Origin of the sequence: Haloarcula sp. JP-Z28 (genome assembly GCF_011440255.1) — an archaeon.
Classification (GTDB): Archaea; Halobacteriota; Halobacteria; order Halobacteriales; family Haloarculaceae; genus Haloarcula; species Haloarcula marismortui.
Genome location: NZ_JAAOHT010000020.1, coordinates 16,440 through 33,874 on the forward strand (window position 1 = coordinate 16,440; position 17,435 = coordinate 33,874).

General features: G+C 61.6%; 16 protein-coding genes. 11 read left to right on the forward strand and 5 right to left on the reverse strand.

The features are described from left to right. The first annotated feature begins 1 nt into the window (after nt 1). From G9463_RS09845 to G9463_RS09880, 8 genes are all read left to right on the forward strand, one after another. Complete coding sequence (locus G9463_RS09845) at nt 2-814, forward strand: ABC transporter ATP-binding protein (RefSeq protein WP_165896597.1); 813 nt, start codon at nt 2-4, stop codon at nt 812-814. After that, a complete protein-coding gene (locus G9463_RS09850; protein WP_007189869.1) occupies nt 811-1,509 on the forward strand; it encodes an ABC transporter ATP-binding protein in 699 nt (232 codons plus the stop codon). The genes G9463_RS09845 and G9463_RS09850 overlap by 4 nt, the downstream gene beginning before the upstream one ends. Further along, nucleotides 1,506-2,495 carry a branched-chain amino acid ABC transporter permease gene (locus tag G9463_RS09855; protein ID WP_004962050.1) on the forward strand — a complete coding sequence of 330 codons (990 nt, stop codon included), beginning with the start codon at nt 1,506-1,508 and terminating at the stop codon, nt 2,493-2,495. Before G9463_RS09850 ends, G9463_RS09855 begins: the two co-directional genes overlap by 4 nt. Before the next feature lie 136 nt (nt 2,496-2,631). Continuing rightward, nucleotides 2,632-3,798 (forward strand): branched-chain amino acid ABC transporter permease, encoded by a 1,167-nt coding sequence (locus G9463_RS09860; protein WP_079890973.1) that lies wholly within the window; start codon nt 2,632-2,634, stop codon nt 3,796-3,798. Further along, complete coding sequence (locus G9463_RS09865) at nt 3,795-3,944, forward strand: hypothetical protein (RefSeq protein WP_007189867.1); 150 nt, start codon at nt 3,795-3,797, stop codon at nt 3,942-3,944. Before G9463_RS09860 ends, G9463_RS09865 begins: the two co-directional genes overlap by 4 nt. After that, nucleotides 3,941-4,795, forward strand: a complete 855-nt coding sequence (locus G9463_RS09870; RefSeq protein ID WP_165896598.1) for an alpha/beta fold hydrolase — start codon at nt 3,941-3,943, stop codon at nt 4,793-4,795. The genes G9463_RS09865 and G9463_RS09870 overlap by 4 nt, the downstream gene beginning before the upstream one ends. Further along, nucleotides 4,788-6,431, forward strand: a complete 1,644-nt coding sequence (locus tag G9463_RS09875; protein ID WP_165896599.1) for an AMP-binding protein — start codon at nt 4,788-4,790, stop codon at nt 6,429-6,431. The genes G9463_RS09870 and G9463_RS09875 overlap by 8 nt, the downstream gene beginning before the upstream one ends. A 54-nt stretch (nt 6,432-6,485) precedes the next feature. Further along, nucleotides 6,486-8,357: a PAS domain S-box protein gene (locus G9463_RS09880; protein WP_165896600.1), complete on the forward strand. Its 1,872-nt coding sequence runs from the start codon at nt 6,486-6,488 to the stop codon at nt 8,355-8,357. An 81-nt stretch (nt 8,358-8,438) separates the two neighbouring features. Here G9463_RS09880 and G9463_RS09885 read toward each other — a convergent pair whose 3' ends face one another. Together G9463_RS09885 and G9463_RS09890 are read right to left on the reverse strand one after the other, a co-directional pair. After that, nucleotides 8,439-9,689 (reverse strand): mandelate racemase/muconate lactonizing enzyme family protein, encoded by a 1,251-nt coding sequence (locus tag G9463_RS09885; RefSeq protein ID WP_004962036.1) that lies wholly within the window; start codon nt 9,687-9,689, stop codon nt 8,439-8,441. A gap of 107 nt (nt 9,690-9,796) precedes the next feature. After that, nucleotides 9,797-11,263, reverse strand: coding sequence for a DUF4397 domain-containing protein (locus G9463_RS09890; protein WP_165896601.1), 1,467 nt, complete (start codon nt 11,261-11,263; stop codon nt 9,797-9,799). Between the two features lie 334 nt (nt 11,264-11,597). Between G9463_RS09890 and G9463_RS09895 the strand changes: the two genes are divergently transcribed. Continuing rightward, the gene (locus G9463_RS09895) at nt 11,598-11,876 is read left to right on the forward strand and encodes a winged helix-turn-helix domain-containing protein (protein ID WP_004516907.1); all 279 of its coding nucleotides are present in this window, start codon (nt 11,598-11,600) and stop codon (nt 11,874-11,876) included. A gap of 60 nt (nt 11,877-11,936) precedes the next feature. Next, entirely contained in the window at nt 11,937-12,218 is a 282-nt protein-coding gene (locus G9463_RS09900; protein WP_011223101.1) for a hypothetical protein, read from the forward strand. 154 nt (nt 12,219-12,372) lie between these two features. On the opposite strand, the gene G9463_RS09905 is transcribed toward G9463_RS09900, so the two are convergent. After that, nucleotides 12,373-13,449, reverse strand: a complete 1,077-nt coding sequence (locus tag G9463_RS09905) for a site-specific integrase (protein ID WP_165896602.1) — start codon at nt 13,447-13,449, stop codon at nt 12,373-12,375. A gap of 485 nt (nt 13,450-13,934) precedes the next feature. On the opposite strand from G9463_RS09905, the gene G9463_RS09910 reads away from it, so the two are divergent. Next, the gene (locus G9463_RS09910; protein ID WP_121302957.1) at nt 13,935-14,147 is read left to right on the forward strand and encodes a hypothetical protein; all 213 of its coding nucleotides are present in this window, start codon (nt 13,935-13,937) and stop codon (nt 14,145-14,147) included. A 333-nt stretch (nt 14,148-14,480) separates the two neighbouring features. On the opposite strand, the gene G9463_RS09915 is transcribed toward G9463_RS09910, so the two are convergent. Both G9463_RS09915 and G9463_RS09920 read right to left on the reverse strand, forming a co-directional pair. Next, nucleotides 14,481-15,278: a hypothetical protein gene (locus tag G9463_RS09915; RefSeq protein ID WP_240150002.1), complete on the reverse strand. Its 798-nt coding sequence runs from the start codon at nt 15,276-15,278 to the stop codon at nt 14,481-14,483. A 145-nt stretch (nt 15,279-15,423) separates the two neighbouring features. After that, nucleotides 15,424-17,265, reverse strand: coding sequence for a hypothetical protein (locus G9463_RS09920; RefSeq protein ID WP_165896603.1), 1,842 nt, complete (start codon nt 17,263-17,265; stop codon nt 15,424-15,426). Nucleotides 17,266-17,435 lie beyond the last annotated feature (170 nt).

Below are 17,435 nucleotides of genomic sequence, written 5' to 3' on the forward strand. Positions count from 1 at the left end.
GATGCTCAGAACACAGGGACTGACAAAGGAGTTCGGCGGACTCACCGCCGTCAACAGCGTCGACTTTGAACTCGAAGCGGAACTGTGCTCACTTATCGGCCCGAACGGGGCCGGCAAGACGACGTTCTTCAATCTGCTGACCGGGACCCTCTCGCCCACCGAGGGGACGGTCGAACTCCGGCGTGACAGACAGTGGGAGGACATCACCGACGCGTCGCCGCACGAGACGGCCAGCAAGGGCATCCACCGCTCCTATCAGGTGACGAATGTCTTCCCTAACAGCACGGTCTTGGAGAACGTCCGGGTCGCCGAGCAGGCCCACAGCGACGACGCCACGACGTTCTGGCGCAACGTCGACCACTACGACGAGTTCACGGAGCGCGCCCACGAGATTCTCGACCGGGTCGGGCTTGCCCACCGGGCCGAGGACCTCGCGAGCACGCTGAGCCACGGCGCAAAGCGCAAACTCGAAGTCGCCATCGCGCTGGCCGGCGACCCCGCAGTGCTCCTGCTGGACGAGCCAAACGCCGGCGTCTCCTCGGAGAGCGTCGACGAAATCCGGGACCTCATCGAAGCGGTCGCCGAGGACTACCCAGTCCTGCTGGTCGAGCACAACATGGACATCGTGATGGGCGTCTCCGACCGCGTCGTCGTGCTCCATCAGGGTGCGGTCATCGCCGACGGACCGCCAGCAGAGGTACAGGCTAACCCCGACGTACAGTCGGCGTATCTCGGCGGCTACGAACCGGGCAGTCTTGACGACGATACGACTGCGGCCGGGTCCGAAACGGACTCGGAGGAGGGGACGGCGTGAGCCTGCTCGAACTCGGCGGCGTCCACACGTACTACGGCGACAGCCACATCCTCGAAGGCGTTGACCTCTCCGTCGAGGAGGGAGAGGTGGTCGCGCTGGCTGGCCGCAACGGTGTCGGCAAGACGACCACACTCCGGACCATCCTGCAACTGACGCCACCTCGTGAGGGGTCGATCACGTTCCGCGATGAGTCGCTGGTCGGGCTGGAAACACACGAGGTCGCGACTCGGGGGCTGGGTTGGATTCCTGAGGACCGTCGGATGTTCAGCCAACTCAGTGTCGAGGAGAACCTCCGGGCGGCGATACCGGACCCCGACGATGTGAGCGACGGTCTGCAACTGGCGTTCGATTCGTTCCCGATTCTCGAAGAGCGGCGGGGGCAGGACGCCGGCACGCTGTCGGGCGGCCAACAGCAGATGCTCGCCATCGCTCGCGGGCTGGTCGGCGACAACGACCTGCTGCTGGTCGACGAACCGAGCGAGGGGCTAGCTCCCCAGATTGTCGCCGACGTGGCCGAGGCGCTGTCGAAGGCGAGCGAAGAGGTGACGATGTTGCTGGTCGAGCAGAACCTTCCGCTGGCGCTCGACCTCGCCGACCGGTTCTACATCCTCGACAAGGGCCGCGTCGTCGACGACGGCGAGACAGCGGCGGTGACGGCTGACGACGAGCGGTTCAGGAGGTATCTATCGGCATGATTGTCGAAGCGCTCGCGGAGTTTTTGACCCTCGGTGAACTCGGCGGTGTCATCGTCAACGGACTCGCCAAGTCGGCGCTGTACGTGATGATCGCCAGCGGCCTCACACTCATCTTCGGCCTCATGGGCGTGCTGAACTTCGCCCACGGGTCGCTGACGATGGTCGGGGCGTACCTCGGCGGCCTCCTGATGGTGGTCACAGTCACTGGCGGAACAGCGCCGCTGACCCGCCTCGGCCTGTTTTTCGTCGCCATCGTCGTCGTCTTCGCACTGTTGACGATGCTGGGCGGGGCTATCGAGACAACCATCATCCGGCCGCTGTACGACCGGCCGCCAATATACCAGATCCTGCTGACGTTCGGCCTGACGCTCGTCATCGAGGAGGTCGTTCGCATTGTGCTGGGTGTCTACGGCCTCCAGCCGCTGTCGGACTGGCAGGCCGCGCTGGCGACCAAGCCGCAGTTCCTCCGCGAACCGGTCGCCCTCGGTCCCGTCAGCGTCGGCTGGATGTCGTTGTTCCAGATACTCCTTGGAACTATCACGGTGGTCGGCATCTGGGCGTTCCTCACCAAGACTCGCTATGGCCTGTACATCCGGGCCGGGAGTGAGGACACGGAGATGGCATCGGCGCTCGGCATCGACGTTCGCCAGGTGTTCACCGTCGTGTTCGCGCTGGGTATCGGCCTTGCCGGTGCGGCCGGAACGCTGCTGATGTGGGACCCGACGTGGGGCGCGAGCGTCCCGCTCGCGGCCGAGACGCTGCTGCCGGCGTTCATCGTCGTCATCGTCGGCGGCCTCGGAACGTTCCGTGGCACCGTCGTCGCCGCACTGGTCGTCGGGATGGCCGACGCGGTAACGACCTGGTGGTTCCAGAACGTCATCGAGTTCACGGGCCTGCCGGAACTCGTGCTGTTTCTGGTCCTCGTGGTGACGCTCATCGTCCGCCCGCAGGGCCTGTTCGGCGTCGAGGAGGTGGGGGGCCATTAGCGCTGAACCCGAGGCTGACGCCGAGGCGGCGTCCGAGCCACCGGCCACGACTGTGGAAACGGGATGGCCGCGGGAGTACCTGCGAGACCACACCGCCCACATCCTCGTCATTGCCCTGCTGGCGCTATACCCGCCGGTGTATCACACGCTGTTGAACTCGGCGGTGAGCGCGGAGACGCAGATGCTCCTGCCGACGGTGGAGACGATGGTCGGCGTGCTGTACTTCGGCCTTTTTGCTATCTCGTTTGACTTCATCAGCGGCTACACCGGCTACCTCTCGTTTGGCCACGCGGTGTTCTACGGTACTGGCGCGTACACCGTCATCCTCATCGCCAACGGGAAGCTGCCGCTGCTTGGCCCCGGGACGCCGTTCATGCTGTCCCTGCTGGTCGGCGGTCTCATCGCCGTCGTGCTGGCGATGCTCGTCGGCCTCGTCTCGTTCCGCCTCTCTGGCGTCTACTTCGCGATGATTACGCTCGGCTTCGCGCAGGTGTTCTACGTGTTCGTCCGCGGCTGGGACTACGTGGCGACCAACCCCCGCGACGGTCCGGCGGTCGGGCCAAGCCACGCCGAGGGATTTCAGATCGGGGTTCCCGGCATCGACCAGCTCTCGCTGTCAATCGGCGTCCTTACCGGCGACGAGGTCGCCCTGCTGGGGTCGACGCTGTCCGGCACAGAAGTGTCCTACTACATGATCGGCCTCGTCGTTCTGGCCTGCTACTTCGCTATGCAGCGCATCATCCACTCCCCCTTTGGCCGAGTGATGCTCGCCATCCGGGAAAACGAGGAACGCGCCGTCGCCATCGGCTACAACACGTATCTGTACAAGCTCGGGGCCTTCGCCATCAGTGGCTTCTTCGCTGCCGTTGCCGGTGGCTTATTCGCCGGCTTCAAGCGCTCGGCAAGCCCGGAGAACTCCTTTTACTTCCTGGTGACTGGCGACGCCCTGCTTGCGAGTATCATCGGCGGTTTCGGCACGCTTGCCGGCTCGCTGTACGGGCATCTATTCGACGAGACCGTCCGAGAGTTCCTCTCGAAGGCCGGGCAGGGTGGCGGCCTGTTGCCCTATCTCCGTGCGCTGTTAGGGCAGGAAACCCTTGACGCGACGCTGGTCGGCGAGACGACCATCGGCGGGCTCATCGACCTGCTGTTGAACGGCCACGCGAGCCTCTACGTCGGAATCGTGTTTGTGCTGTTCGTGCTCTACGTCCCCGACGGGCTGCTTGGGACGCTCCGGGCACGTGTCGGTGGGACGTTCGCAGAGGCGCTGCCGGCGAAGGTCTGGGGTGAGTCCGACCAATGAAACCCGTAAAAACGACAATCGAACCGCCTGACAGAACGACGACCTGGGCATGGAGCGGCCGGTCACTGCCCGGCTACCCGACAGAGACGTATCGACGGCGAAACGATACGCCGCGCGACCACCCGAACGCAGAGCCAGAGCAATGAACGCGGAACCGAACTACTTGAAGAATATTCAACCAGAACCAGTCAGTATGCACTACGCAACCAACGACGGCGTCTCGCTCGCTTACGAGCGCGAGGGGCCGCCTGACGCCGAAACCGTCGTCTTCGTTGAGGGCATCGGCTACGGCCGCTGGATGTGGCTGTGGCAACAGGAAGCGCTCGTTGAGGAGTACCAGACTATCGTGTGGGACAACCGCGGAACCGGCGATTCGGACGAACCCGGAGGTCCGTACACCATGAGCCAGATGGCGAGCGACCTGGAGGCCGTACTCGACGACGCCGGCATCGAGCAGGCCCACGTCGTCGGGGCCAGCATGGGCGGGATGATCGCCCAGCAATACGCCCTGGAGTACGACCGGGCCAGGTCGCTGACGCTCATGTGTACCTCCCCAGGTGGTCCCGAAGCGGTCCCCGTCCCTGAGGAGACACAGCAGCGGATGTTCGCCGTCCCTGATGACCTCGACGAACGCGAACTCCGACGGTACAAGATGCAGCCGGCGCTCTCAGATTCGTTCATAGAAGCCCACGAGGACCTCATCGAGCGCATCATCGACTGGCGCATCGACAGCGACGCCAGCGACCAAGCACTGGACTGGCAAGGCGCGGCGGTTCAGGCGTTCAACGCGTCGGACCGCCTCGGTGAAATCACAGTCCCGGCCCTCGTCATCCACGGGACCGCCGACGAGGTGGTCCCCTACGAGAACGGGAAGCTACTGGCACGCGGGCTCCCGAACGCCGACTTCATCACCGTCCACGGCGGCCCGCACCTGCTGTTCATCGAGGAGTACGAGCGCGTCAACACACAGATACAGGAGTTTATCGACGATGTCTGAACTCGGCCCCGGTACCCCACAAAAGTGGGTCGGTGCCTGGAGCGAGCGCCGGGCCGCGCTCACCCCCGACCGCGAGGGATTGGTGGATGCGACGACCGGCGAGCGGTTCACGTACGCCGAACTGGACCGGCGAGCGAACCGGACCGCTCGCCTGCTTCGGCGGCACGGCGTCGGCGACAGTGGTGAGTCTACCGGTACTGTCGCCGTCGTCTCGCGGAACCGCCCAGCTGTCGTCGACCTGTTCTTCGCCTCCGCCAAGACCGGGAGCCGACTGGCTCCGCTGTCCCACCGGCTTGCGCCCCCGGAACTCGCCGAACTCCTCGACCGCGTGGACCCGGAACTCCTCGTTGTCGAGGCTTCCTTCGCCGAGACTGTCTCGACTGCTCTGGAGACAGCCGATACGGCGGCTCCCCAGCTTATCAATCTCGGAACCGCCGCCGACAGCGCGTCCTCGGCTGCCACGCTCGACAGCACGCCCTACGCTTCGGCCCTCCCCGAGGACGACACACCCGTCGAGACAGCAACGCCGGCCCCCGGCGACACACATCTCCTCCTGCACAGCGGTGGGTCGACTGGAACGCCAAAGGAGACGGAACTAACCCACCGCGGCATCGTCTGGAACTCTCTGAATACGATTACGGCCTGGGGACTGCGCGAGGACGACGTGACGCCGATGGTGTTTCCGATGTTTCACACCGGTGGCTGGAACGTTCTCACCGTCCCCCTGTGGCACATGGGCGGGACAGTGGTCATCGCCCGTGCGTTTGACCCTAGCGACGTACTGGAGATCATCGACTCGGAGGGCGGGACCGTCCTTGTCGCCGTCCCGGCAATCCTGCGGATGATGGCGAACCACGACCGCTGGGCGGAGACGGACCTCTCGTCGCTCCGCTTCGCCAAATCCGGCGGCGGCCCCTGTCGCAAAAGCGTGATGGAGACGTGGTGGGACCGTGGCGTCAACCTCTCGCAGGGGTACGGCCTCACCGAGTGCGGGCCGAACAACTTCGCGATGCCCGAGGGCTGGCTCCACGAGAAGGCCGGTTCGGTCGGCAAGCCGGTGTTGCACGTTGACGCCAGAGTCGTCGAACCCAAAGACCGTGACAACAAAGGCAGCCCCGCCGGTTCACGGGACCCGGTCGACCCCGGCACCGTTGGCGAACTCCAGTTGCGCTCGCCCCACGCCGCGGCGGGCTACCTCGACAACCCGGACGCGACCGCCGAGACATTTGGCGACGGCTGGGTGTCGACCGGCGACCTCGCCCGCGTCGACGCGGACGGCTACTACTACATCGAGGGCCGCACCAAGCACATGTTCGTCAGCGGCGGCGAGAACGTCTTTCCCGCGGAGGTCGAGGACGCTATCGCCGACCATCCCATGGTCGGTGAAGTCGTCGTGATTCCGGTCCCCGACGACAGATGGGGGCAGGTCGGAAAGGCTGTCATCGAGCCCACATCCACTGCTGTGACCGACGGGGCTGGCGACCGACCGCTGACGCTTGACGACCTCCGAACGTTCCTCGACGACCGCCTGGCACGGTACAAACACCCCCGCGATATCGCGTTCGTCGAGGCGATGCCGACCAGCGGCCCAGACAAGATTGATCGGGGTGCAGTTTCAGACCGCTTCGGTGCGTAATGTATCACTGCAGGCGTAGCTTCAAGAGGGATGATGAATTTCTATTTACACAATATGTCTGACACATATGCGGCTGCGAATTCGATGCACGTGTTGCAGGTAGACGACAGGCCGCTACTCGACGAGACTGTCGAGTTCCCGGATAGTCGGGGCCCGGACTCGCTGACGCTGACGACGACCGACCGGGCAGACAGTGCGCTCGACCGTCTCGAAGGCACCGCTATCGATGGCATCGTTGCCGCCGACAACCTCCCGGACCGGTCCGGCCGTGAATTCGCTGAGATAGTCCGCGAGCGGGACAGTAATGTCCCGGTGTTGCTACTGACCGAGCCGGAATCCGTCGCCAGCGACGCAATCTCGAACGGGGTTACCGACGTTTTCAGAAGAGATACAGCTGTTGCCCGTCGCGACCTTCTCGCCAATCGGATTCGGTTACTCGTCGAACATCACCGGTCGACAGAACTCGCGAGTCGGACTAGACAGCAACTCACAGAACTGGCAGAACAGTCGAGCGAACTGCTGTGGGTGTTCTCCGGGGACTGGACCGAGATACAGTTCGTCAATTCGGCATACGAAACGCTCTACGGCCGCTCCGTCGAGTCGTTGCAGACCAGCCCCGATGAGTTCATGACAGCGATTCATCCCACGGATCAGGATAGAGTCATCCAGTCGATGCAGCGCGTCTCAGCCGGAGAATCCGTCGAACTCGAATTCCAAATCACCAGACCGGATGGCGAACAGCGCTGGGTGCGAGCCAAGGCACAGCCCATTGTTGAAGATGGCACGGTCGCCAGAATCGTCGGTGCCTCGCGTGACATCACCGAACGGAAGCGATGCGAGTCCGAACATATTGCAGAAATAGACCGCCCTGACGCACCGGTCGATGCAGTGCCGGATCTGTTCTATGAACTCGATGAGAACGGCGAGCTGGCTCGCTGGAACGATGCACTGGCGGCAGCCACCGGATATACAGACGCTGATCTCGGGCCGATGTCGCTGACAGCGCTCTTCGCCCCATCAGATCGTGAAACCGTTCGACAGGGCATCGAGACGGCTTTTGCGACCGGTGAAACGTCGTTCGAGGCCGATCTGCTAACCGCCGATGGCACGACAGTGCCGTACGAATTCACCGGGGGCCGGATAACAGCTGCTGACGGCTCGCCGCTCGGCGTGGTCGGTATCGGACGGGATATCTCCGCCCGCGAAAGCCGCCAACAGGCGCTTGAACAGCAAAACAAGCGCCTCGGAGAGTTTGCCAGCGTCGTCAGTCACGACCTCCGGAACCCGCTGGACGTTGCCCGGGGCCAGCTAGAACTCGCACAGATTGAGCACGATAGCGACCACCTCGACGCGGTCAAGCGAGCCCACGGCCGTATCGGACAGCTCATCGATGACCTCCTGACGCTGGCCCAGAACGGCGAGACAGCGCTCGACAGCGAGCCGGTGCCGCTCCAGACAGTCGTCGAGCAGTGCTGGCAAACTGTCGAGACCGGCGACGCGACACTGGAACTACAGACCTCGGCCGTGGTGCGGGCGGACCCAAGCCGGCTCCGGCAACTCTTCGGGAACCTGATCCGCAACAGCGTGGAACACGGACAGACGCCACACACCGAGAGACAAGACGACGCCGGCGAACAGCGTGCGACGACCTCTCTCTCACAGTCGCAGAGACCAGCCGCTGACCTGACGCTTACTGTTGGCGAACTGGACGACGGCTTCTACGTCGCGGACGACGGCGTTGGGATTCCGGCCGGCGAGCGCGACACTGTGTTTGAGGGTGGCTACTCGCTGGCGTCGGGTCCCGGTTTTGGCCTCAGAATCGTCGATGAGATCGTCGATACCCACGGCTGGTCGATAACGGTCACAGAAAGCGACGCCGGCGGTGCTCGCTTCGAGATCACCGGCGTCGAGTTCGAGACGGCGTAACTGTGCCGTCGTGAGTACTATCGGGTGACCACCACGTCACCCGGTGCCGCCCCCGTCAACACCAACGATGGGGGTCGAACCTTACGCCTCGTCGAAGACGGTGTCGCCCTCGACAACGTGCTCTTCGACAGCGTCGAGGTCGAGCGTCAGCCCGAGACCCGGCTCCTCCGGAATCTCGATGTAACCGTCCTCGATGACGGTCTCCTCGACCAGGTCATCCCACCAACCAAGTTCGTAGGAGTGGTACTCGACGGCCAGTGAGTTCGGGACTGCAGCCCCGACGTGTGCGCTCGCCATCGTCGCGATCGGCGAGGAGACGTTGTGCATCGCGACCGGGATGTAGTACTGGTTCGCCACGTCGGCAACCTTGCGCGTCTCGCGCATGCCGCCGACCTTCGGCATGTCCGGCGCGATCATGTCGACGGCCTGGTTCTCGATGAGCCGTCGCTCCTCGGTGACGCGGTAGCGGTTCTCGCCGACGGTGATCGGCGTGGTTGTGGACTTTGTGACTTCCTCCTGCACCTCGATGTTCTCCGGCGGAACGGGGTCTTCGAGCCACCAGACATCGTACTCTTCGATGGCGTCGGCGAGGCGCTTGCCGGAGCTTCCCGAGAACGTCCAGTGACAGTCGAAGGCCACGTCGGCCTCGTCTTTGACCTCCTCGGTGACCTTCTCGACAATCTCGGCCTTGTGTCGGATTTCACCCGGGCGGAGGTGTCGGTTCGCGCGGTCTTTCTCCAGGCCGCTTGGCACGTCGAGGTCGAACTTGAGGGCGTCGTAACCCAGTTCATCGACGACGCGACGGGCCTCCTCGGCGCAGGCCTCGGGGTCAGCCTCTTCTTCGGTGTGACAGTCACAATACACGCGCATCTCGTCGCGGTACTTCCCACCGAGCAACTGGTATGCCGGTACTTCGAGGATCTTGCCCGCAAGGTCGTGTAGCGCGACCTCGATGCCAGCGATGGCCGTCACGGTGACACCCTCGACGCTCCCCTCGCCGCTCATCTTCTGGATGAGGTGCTCGTACAGGCGGTCGATGTCCAGCGGGTTCTCGCCGACGACAAACGGCTTCATCCGCTCGATGAGTTCCGGGACGCCAGCGCCCCAGTAGGCCTCGCCCGTGCCGACGATGCCTGCGTCGGTGTAGATTCGGACGAGCGTCCACGGGAAGTTCCCGTCGACCATCGTCGTCTGAACGTCGGTGATCTCCACGTCGCGACCGCCGCCGCGCTTGGCGGTGACACCCATTGTCTCCGCAGAGAGCTCCCGCATGGTGTACTCTGCGTTCGGGTCGTGCAGGTCAGCGTAGTCTACGTCGTTTGCCTTTCCCATACCCCCGCTTGCTAGTGGCGTCACAAAAGTGTAGAGGAAATCGGTCTCGTTCCGACACGGTCGACTGCGTCGATACCTGCGGGGAGCCCACGGCGTCCCGCGGGCCGCTACATTCCGCCGGTGTCCTGTGCGACAATCAGATCAAAGGGTGTGTCTGCCGGTTCGTCGTCCGGCGTGAGATAGCCCGCCGCAAAGGCGGTGTACCCGGTTTCGCCAGCCAGGCTAAGGTCGTACTCCGCGACAACGTCCCCGTCGTTGTCAGGTGTCGCTCCGCGGACCTGTATCGTATACTCACCCGCTGGCACCTCGACGCTGTCGAATTCCCGGAAGTCGGCAGCATCGAACAGCACGTCGCCGCTCGATCCGACTGTCACGTCGACTTGTGGGGCATCGGGCGAGAGGTGAACCAGTCGGAGGCGGGCTGTCCCATTGCTGGGTGCGGTGAGATTGTCGGCGAGCACGAGTGGCTGGAAGGAGTCACCGGTATCGTCGCCGATTTCGCCGGCCGCTGCGACGGTGTACGCCTGTCCGCCCTCAACGGTCACGTCACCCTCGAACACCGACGTGTCCGGGTCGCCGGCAGCAGTGATTTCGACCGTTCGCGCGCCAGCGGGGACCTCCAGATAGTCACTGACAGCGCCGAAGGGCACGTCTTCGAGCACGGCCGACCCGTCGACGTACACGTCAACGTTCGGGGCGTTCGGCGACATGTGTGCCACCCGGACATTCGCTGGCTCGGACTCTGTTTCAGTTTCCGTAGCGCTGCCGCCAGTGTCCTGTGTCACGAGCAGGTCGAAGGGCGCGTCCGCCGGGTCGTCGTCCGGCGTGAGATAGCCTGCTGCGAATGCCGTGTACACCTCGCCACCGGACAGGCTCACGTCGAACTCCGCGGCGACGTCGCCGTCGTTGCTCTCCGTGTCACCACGCACTTGGAGCGTATAGTCCCCCGAAGGCACTTCAATGTAGCCGGAGCCGCCGTACTCGACGCCGTCGTACAGCGCATCTCCGTTCGACGCGAGGGTCACGTCGACGGCCGGCGCGTCGGGCGAAGCGTGGACCAGGCGGACGCGTGCGGTGTCGCCGCCGGGGTCGCTGTTGTCGTCTTCCAGTACCAGCGGTTCGAACGCCTGGTCGGCGTCATCGCCGATTTCACCGACTGCGGCGATGGTGTACGCTGTGTCTGCTTCCACCGGAACACGCCCCGAAAACACCGACGTGTCCGGATCACCAGCGGCGGTTATCTCGACCGACCGCTCTCCCGCGGGCACGTCGAGGTACTGACTCACCGCACCGAAGGGAACGTCTTCGAGGACTGCATCGCCCTCAAGATAGACGTCCACGTTCGGGGCGTTCGGCGACATGTGCGCCACTCGGACCGCCGCAGTCCCCGGATCGGTTTCCGCTTCGGTCTGAGTGTCTGTTTCGGTCTCCATCGGCGTGTCCATGCCGCTGTCCGTCTCGGTGTCTGGCTCTTCGGCACCGCCGTTACCGCCGCCGCTACAGCCAGCGATGCCGACTGTCACACCGGTTCCGATACCGAGCAAGATCCGTCGTCGGGTCGTGTCTGATGACATCCATCATCTGCTGGGATTGTCAGCTAAATAGTACATTTCGTGACTCGGGCGTGACTCTCTCTCAATTCTCTCTCAAATCCGGCTAGAGAGTTCGAGCCCGCCGTTTGCTCGAATTTCCCGAAACTGTTTTATCGAACATTCCCGGACGTTTGCAACATGGACAACAGGTTTCTCGCGCTGGGTGCGGCGACGGTTCTCAGACCCGGGCCAAACGGTGGTGTTTTCCACCCTGGCTGCCGCCCACTCAGCCGTGGGGCGCAATCTCCGGGCGTGCGCGGCCGGTCGTGCCCCATGTCGGTGGATTCTTGCCACCCCGTCCGGAAATGGAACCAGAATGGAGACGGTCCTCTGGCAAACGCTTGCAGGTACCCGCGGAGGACCCAACCGTGCCCGCGTGCTTCGCGCGCTGGCCGACCAGCCGCGAAACGCCAACCAGCTCGCTGATGACCTTGACCTCGCGTACAACACAGTCCGGTACCATCTCGATGTCCTCGAAGACAACGGCGTCATCACCAGCAGCGATGCCGACTACGGCGTTATCTATCTCCCCAGCGAGCGCGCGAGAACCCACTGGGACACGGTCGAACAAATCCTCACACAGGTGGACGATTGACATGAGCACGACACCACATCGCCGACAGTTGGCCACTGACCAACGACAGGAGCCCGCATCATGAGTCTTGTATTGAACGGGGCTCGTATCGCCGCCGCAGTCAACATCCTGTTGCTGGGCGTCCTCATCAGCATCTGGGTGCAGACGTACCGGGAGATCCGTGCCCCGCTGACGCTTGGCTCTATCGTGTTCGCATCGTTCCTGCTGGCCGAAAACGCCGTTGCCCTGTACTTCTACTTCACCGCACCGGCGATGCCCGCGATTGCCGTTCAGGTGATGATGGTGCTCCAGATGCTCGAAACGATTGGTATCGGCGTGCTGACGTACTTCACCTGGAAGTGACGCGTGGCAGCTTTCATTGATTGCCTGTTTGAACGACTCCGTCGCTCGTTTCGCTTCGTGAAAAGTGGGACCGCCGAGTGCCGCGATTCGTCTCTAGAGCTGTTCATCCGTGGGTACGCGTGGTTGTGACTCATGGGTGATCTGTGAACTGCTGTTAGTCGAGGTAGCTACGGCGCGATTCCATCCGCTTCAGGAGGTCCGGCTGATCGTAGTGCGTGCGAATGACCTCCGGGGTCGCGTTCACACGCTCGGCCAGCACCTCCGGCGGCCATCCTTCATCGCGGTGATGCGTGATCGAGCCAGTCCGAATCCGGTGTGGAGATCGGGCCGACGGACAGCGCGCTTCGTAGCCGTGTTCCAGCGCCTCGCAGGTCTCCGTATCGCGGTCGTGCGGGCACGTCCCGAAACGGCACGGCTGGGTGATGATGTTGAACCGCGAGCGAATAGCGCCCTTCGACATCCGACCGGTCCCGCGCTTGCTGGAGAACAGCGGCTTGCGCCCGTGTTCGTCCTCGACCTCGACGCGGGTCACCTCGATGTAGTCTTCGAGCAGCTGCCCGATCTCTTCCGACAGGCCGACCGGTCGCTCACCATCCTCCTGATTCTTCAGCGGCGTATCCGTCTCAGGCCGGTGGCAGAAGTAGACGAACGGAACGTCGAACTGTTCGAGTTCCTCGTCGGAGAGTCCGTCCCGGTGGGCCAGTCGGTCGAGATCGTCGTCGGTGAGGTAGCAGTCTTCCAGGTCGAGCGCACGTAGCGCACCGAGTCGAGCGCCGGTATGCCACGCCAGCGCGAACAGCATGTGGTCGCGGCTGGCGTAGTCGAACTGTTCCAGTTTGTGCAGAATCGTCTCGGCACGGTTCGCCGTCAGTTTCTCTTCGTTCGCTCGTTCTGCCTTCGAGAGGGTCGGCACGTCGACTTTCGCGGGCAGTACCGGCGGAACAGCTTCTACGTCGACGCAGAAGTCCAGAAACAGTTTGATCGTCCCGAGTTGCGTGTTCAGGGCGTTCTTGGTTAGCCCGTCAGCACGCCGCTCGGAGTCGTACCGGAACACGTCGCGCCCGGTCAGGTCGTTCAGGTTGTCGATGCCCTCTTCGTCGAGCCAGTCGACGAACTGCCGAACGCGGTAGTAGTAGCTCTGGACCGTCTCGTCGGCTTTCTCGGCTTTCTGCCGGTCTATCCACATCTCCAGTGCTTGCCGCGGGGCAAGCGGTTGGAGATCGTCACTCATCGGTGTCCCTCTCGGATGGGGCATCCGGTTCTGTTTCGAGGGCGGACGAGCGAATCCGATATCAGCTTTGACGGGGCAGTCATCCACTCCTGACTGCTGATTGCACGTATAAACCGGACCGTCTCGGTAGGGTGAAAGTGGAACCGTGGGGCTAGGCCCACTGATTACTGCGTTTATCCGGCTTTCTGAATCCACTCTTGAGAAACTAACACGACTGGCGGATAACCTCCGGCGGGGTCGAGCGAGGGGTTTAATCCTCGCGGTTGTGTTCGCTAACATGCTTCCGTGAGCCAGCACGGAAGCCACAGCGGGCCGGTGTTCCAGCACCGGGTCCGCGTTTTCCGAACTGTTCCAGCAGTCCGGGTGACCTCCGTAATGGATAGTCATACTGAAATCTATTAATAGTTTCTAAAGATGTAATGAGGGATATACGTACAACGGCTCTAGTGGGATTTTATAAGCAAAACATTCGATTGAATACGGTAATGGCTGGACGGAAACCAGACGTAACTGACGACGAGATCGTCAAAGTCCTACGCGATACGTCCGAACACGTTTTATCGACTATCGAGGTTTCGGAGCAGTTGCCAATCAAGGATAAGGCCACGATTCGGCGACTTAAGGAACTCCACGACGAGGGCCGCATCAACGGCAAGCAAGCCGGTCGTAGCTGGGTCTGGTGGGTTGACGACGAATAGTACGCTCTCCCGTCGGGGACTCGGTCGCCGTCAGCACGTCGGGGACTCGTTCGACGGTCGCTTTGTATCGCTGGTTCCGTTCTCCCATCGGGTACTCGGTCGTCGGTTTCACGTCGGGGACTCGTTCACCGAGCACTCTACAGACACGACCCGAAGCGCCGGGATTCACTCTCCCATCGGGGACTCGGTCACCGATGGCGTGTCGGGGACTCACTTATCGGACGTTCACACAGCAAGAGCAACGTTCTCCTATCGGGGACCCAGTCACCGTCAGTACATCGGAGACTCATTTAACGGATGCTTCACCGGAACCGATTCAAATAACCGGTTGATCTATTCGTCGTCCTGAGTGAGTCCAGACGTTACCGTAGACATAACGTCACGAACTCTTTCGCCTTGTTCGGGGATCGTTAGGTCCGCAGGATGACTCATCACATATCGGCCAGAACTGTTTGCTTCGCTGATTTGTCCTTCAGAATCTTTCATGCGGATGTAATTGACATCTGAAAGTCGAGAAAATCCGTCGACAATCTCAGCACCTTTCAGATTGTTGTCTTGCGACCCAGTACTAAACACAGCACGAACAGCATTCTCACCAGCATTTTCTACGTATTCCGCAACGTCCTGTTGAACAGAGTGGTTATCTGGTTGACGGTCCCCAATTTCCTCAATTTGCACGCCACGGACTCGGAAAGAGGAGGTATAGAATTCCTTCATTTGCTCTCGTGTAAATCGATTATAGCGGTTACACTGGAAGTCTATATCGAACGAATCTTCACCAATCAGATAATCCAGCGCATCCTCGTCATAGACACCAGAAGTGGTTTCAAAAGCATATGAACCATCTCTTGTAAGCAAGAATCGCATTACACGGGCGATGTTGCTCTCACCAATTGAAACTATACCGTCTGAGATCTCCTTTCTTTCCTCCGTCACTTCCCCGACAAACCTCGCGAAAATGTAGTCATCTCCAACATCATACTGCGCATCATCTGCTTCAGTAGATACACCTCGTCGTTCACCTTCATATCCGAAGATACCATTACTATCAATTTCCTGAGCAATAGCATCCATCGAAGGGATGCTTTCATCCGTTTCGACCTCACCAAACCTTAGTTTGAGTTTTGGCATATCAGTAATTATGATAACCATCGGTTAAATATCTTGTCCGTGTTTGGATATTAACTAACTCCAGACAATAACGCCGAAATGATATTTAAGTTATAACGCACGCACAAAATTAAATATAGATTACATTATCGGCGGATGGATTGTTCTACTTCCATATCGAAAGGATCGGCGGGTCGTTTTCACGATCAACCGCTGGTACACTATTGACACCAACAACATTGTCTTCAGCAGTTTCGAGGTTACACGAGTTACCAGTGAACTCGCTACTCGGGAGGTCCCAATACGCATAGGCACCGATATAATCCACAATACACCTGAATGAGGCTTCTTCGGGCAACGTCGAACGCACCTGCGGCTGTTCCACATCAGAAATCGCCCGTTCTACGGCGGCATCGAGATCGTCGAGGTCGTCCCATTGCCGACGCGCCAGGTCGTCGCGTATCTCTCGCTCGCTCGCGGCCTGTACTGAGTCGAGCGAACACCAGCGGACGGCTTCGCGCACGTCCGGGTCTTGCAGGTGGTCGTTCGGGTCGATTCCTTCCGTAATCGACTCCGAGCAAGACCAGAACCGTCGGTTCGTCGCCCAGTACAGCGCGAGCTTCCACGTCGCCGCTTTGTCAGCGTACGTCTCTCGGTCGTCATCGCCCTGCTCGAAGGACTCCGTCGCGTCGAGCAGTGAGCCGAACGTCGCGCTCAGGTACTTCCCGAGATACGCGCCAGCCGTCGACTCCATTTCATGGCCGTCGTCGCCGAACTCGATCAACTCGTGCGAGCGGGTCCGTTCTCGAACCCACTCTTCGCCGTGATCGTGGTCGCCGAACCTGTACCAGTCGACGAAGCCCTCGTCGCTCTGGAACTCTGGTTCCAGCTCGTCGAGGTCGTCGCGGTATGTCAGTGGGTACACGTCGACGATCTCGCCTTGGCCGTAGTCGGCCCATTTCGCGGCTACTTCGGGTTTATCGCACAGCCACGGCAATCCGTCTTGCTGGCGGGTCGGCACGTCGAAAAACAGCACATGCAGGTGCGGGTATCCTTTCTCGGTGAACTCCAGCGCCTTGATGTAGTCCGGTCGGTCGCGCGGTCGCCCGGTCACGTCGTCGTCGAGGTCGGGACGCCAGCCGGGAACGCTCGGGTCGCGGGTATCGGCTTTCGTCGACGGGTCCGAGTCGAAATACGACAACAACCGGTTGAAGTTCTCGTTTATCGAATCTATCCCGTCGAGCAGCGAGTCTTGGCGCTTCGGGTCGGTCGTCAACGTCACCAGCACGGCGTTTTCAGCGTTCTCGTAACCGTATTCCAGCGCGTCATTGAACCGGGCAAACTGCTTGGAAACGCGGCCTTGGTCGTTGAAGCGGGTCTTGTAGTCTTTCGTCATCCGCTGTGTGGACTCGCCGCCGCGTCGGTCGACGAAGTGGACATCGAACAGCAGTTTGTAATCTTTGATGCGGTTCAGGTAGGATGTAAAACCGTCTTTCAGTAGCTCCCGCAGGTCATCACCCACAGAATCGACACGAGAGAGGTAATTACGCAGGAACTCACGATCATACGTCAGGCCCTCTGTCTGGGTTGTTTGAGTAATGCCTTCTGTAATCAAGTCAAGAAGCCGCAGTGTCGGGGTCACGAAAAGAACGCCTGACGACCGAGATTTCCGCACGTACGGGTCGTCATCGGCTACAAGGTCGTCGACGAAGCGGTATGCAAACTGGTAGTCCGGATCCGAACCGTCGACGCGCTCGCACGTCTCAGGTGACACTCCCTTCACTGCGTACGAAACGACGTGCGACAGCGGCGTACCCTCTGGATGCGCCGCGATGAACTTCGCAATGCGTACGCGATCTTCGTCCCGTTCGGTCAGTGTTCCGTCGAGCAACTGGCCGTGGCCGAGGAGATCACGCTCTTCCAGAAGGTCCGCTAAGACGGGAGTGTTACATCTATCAGCGAGGTCGAGGCCGCCCAGGTGTCCCGGCGGCTCCACGCGGCTCGTCATGCGTGGGACCCCGCGCAGGCAGGAACAGCATTGGTCGGACAGATGAACGCGGTAACGATTCCCCTCACCCGCCGGGTTCGGGGGAAACGCTCGGGCTTCCGGGTCGACCCGTGAAGGGTCGCTTCCGGCTGGTCGAGCAGGTGCGGGCCGCGATTGGCGCTCGCGGCCCG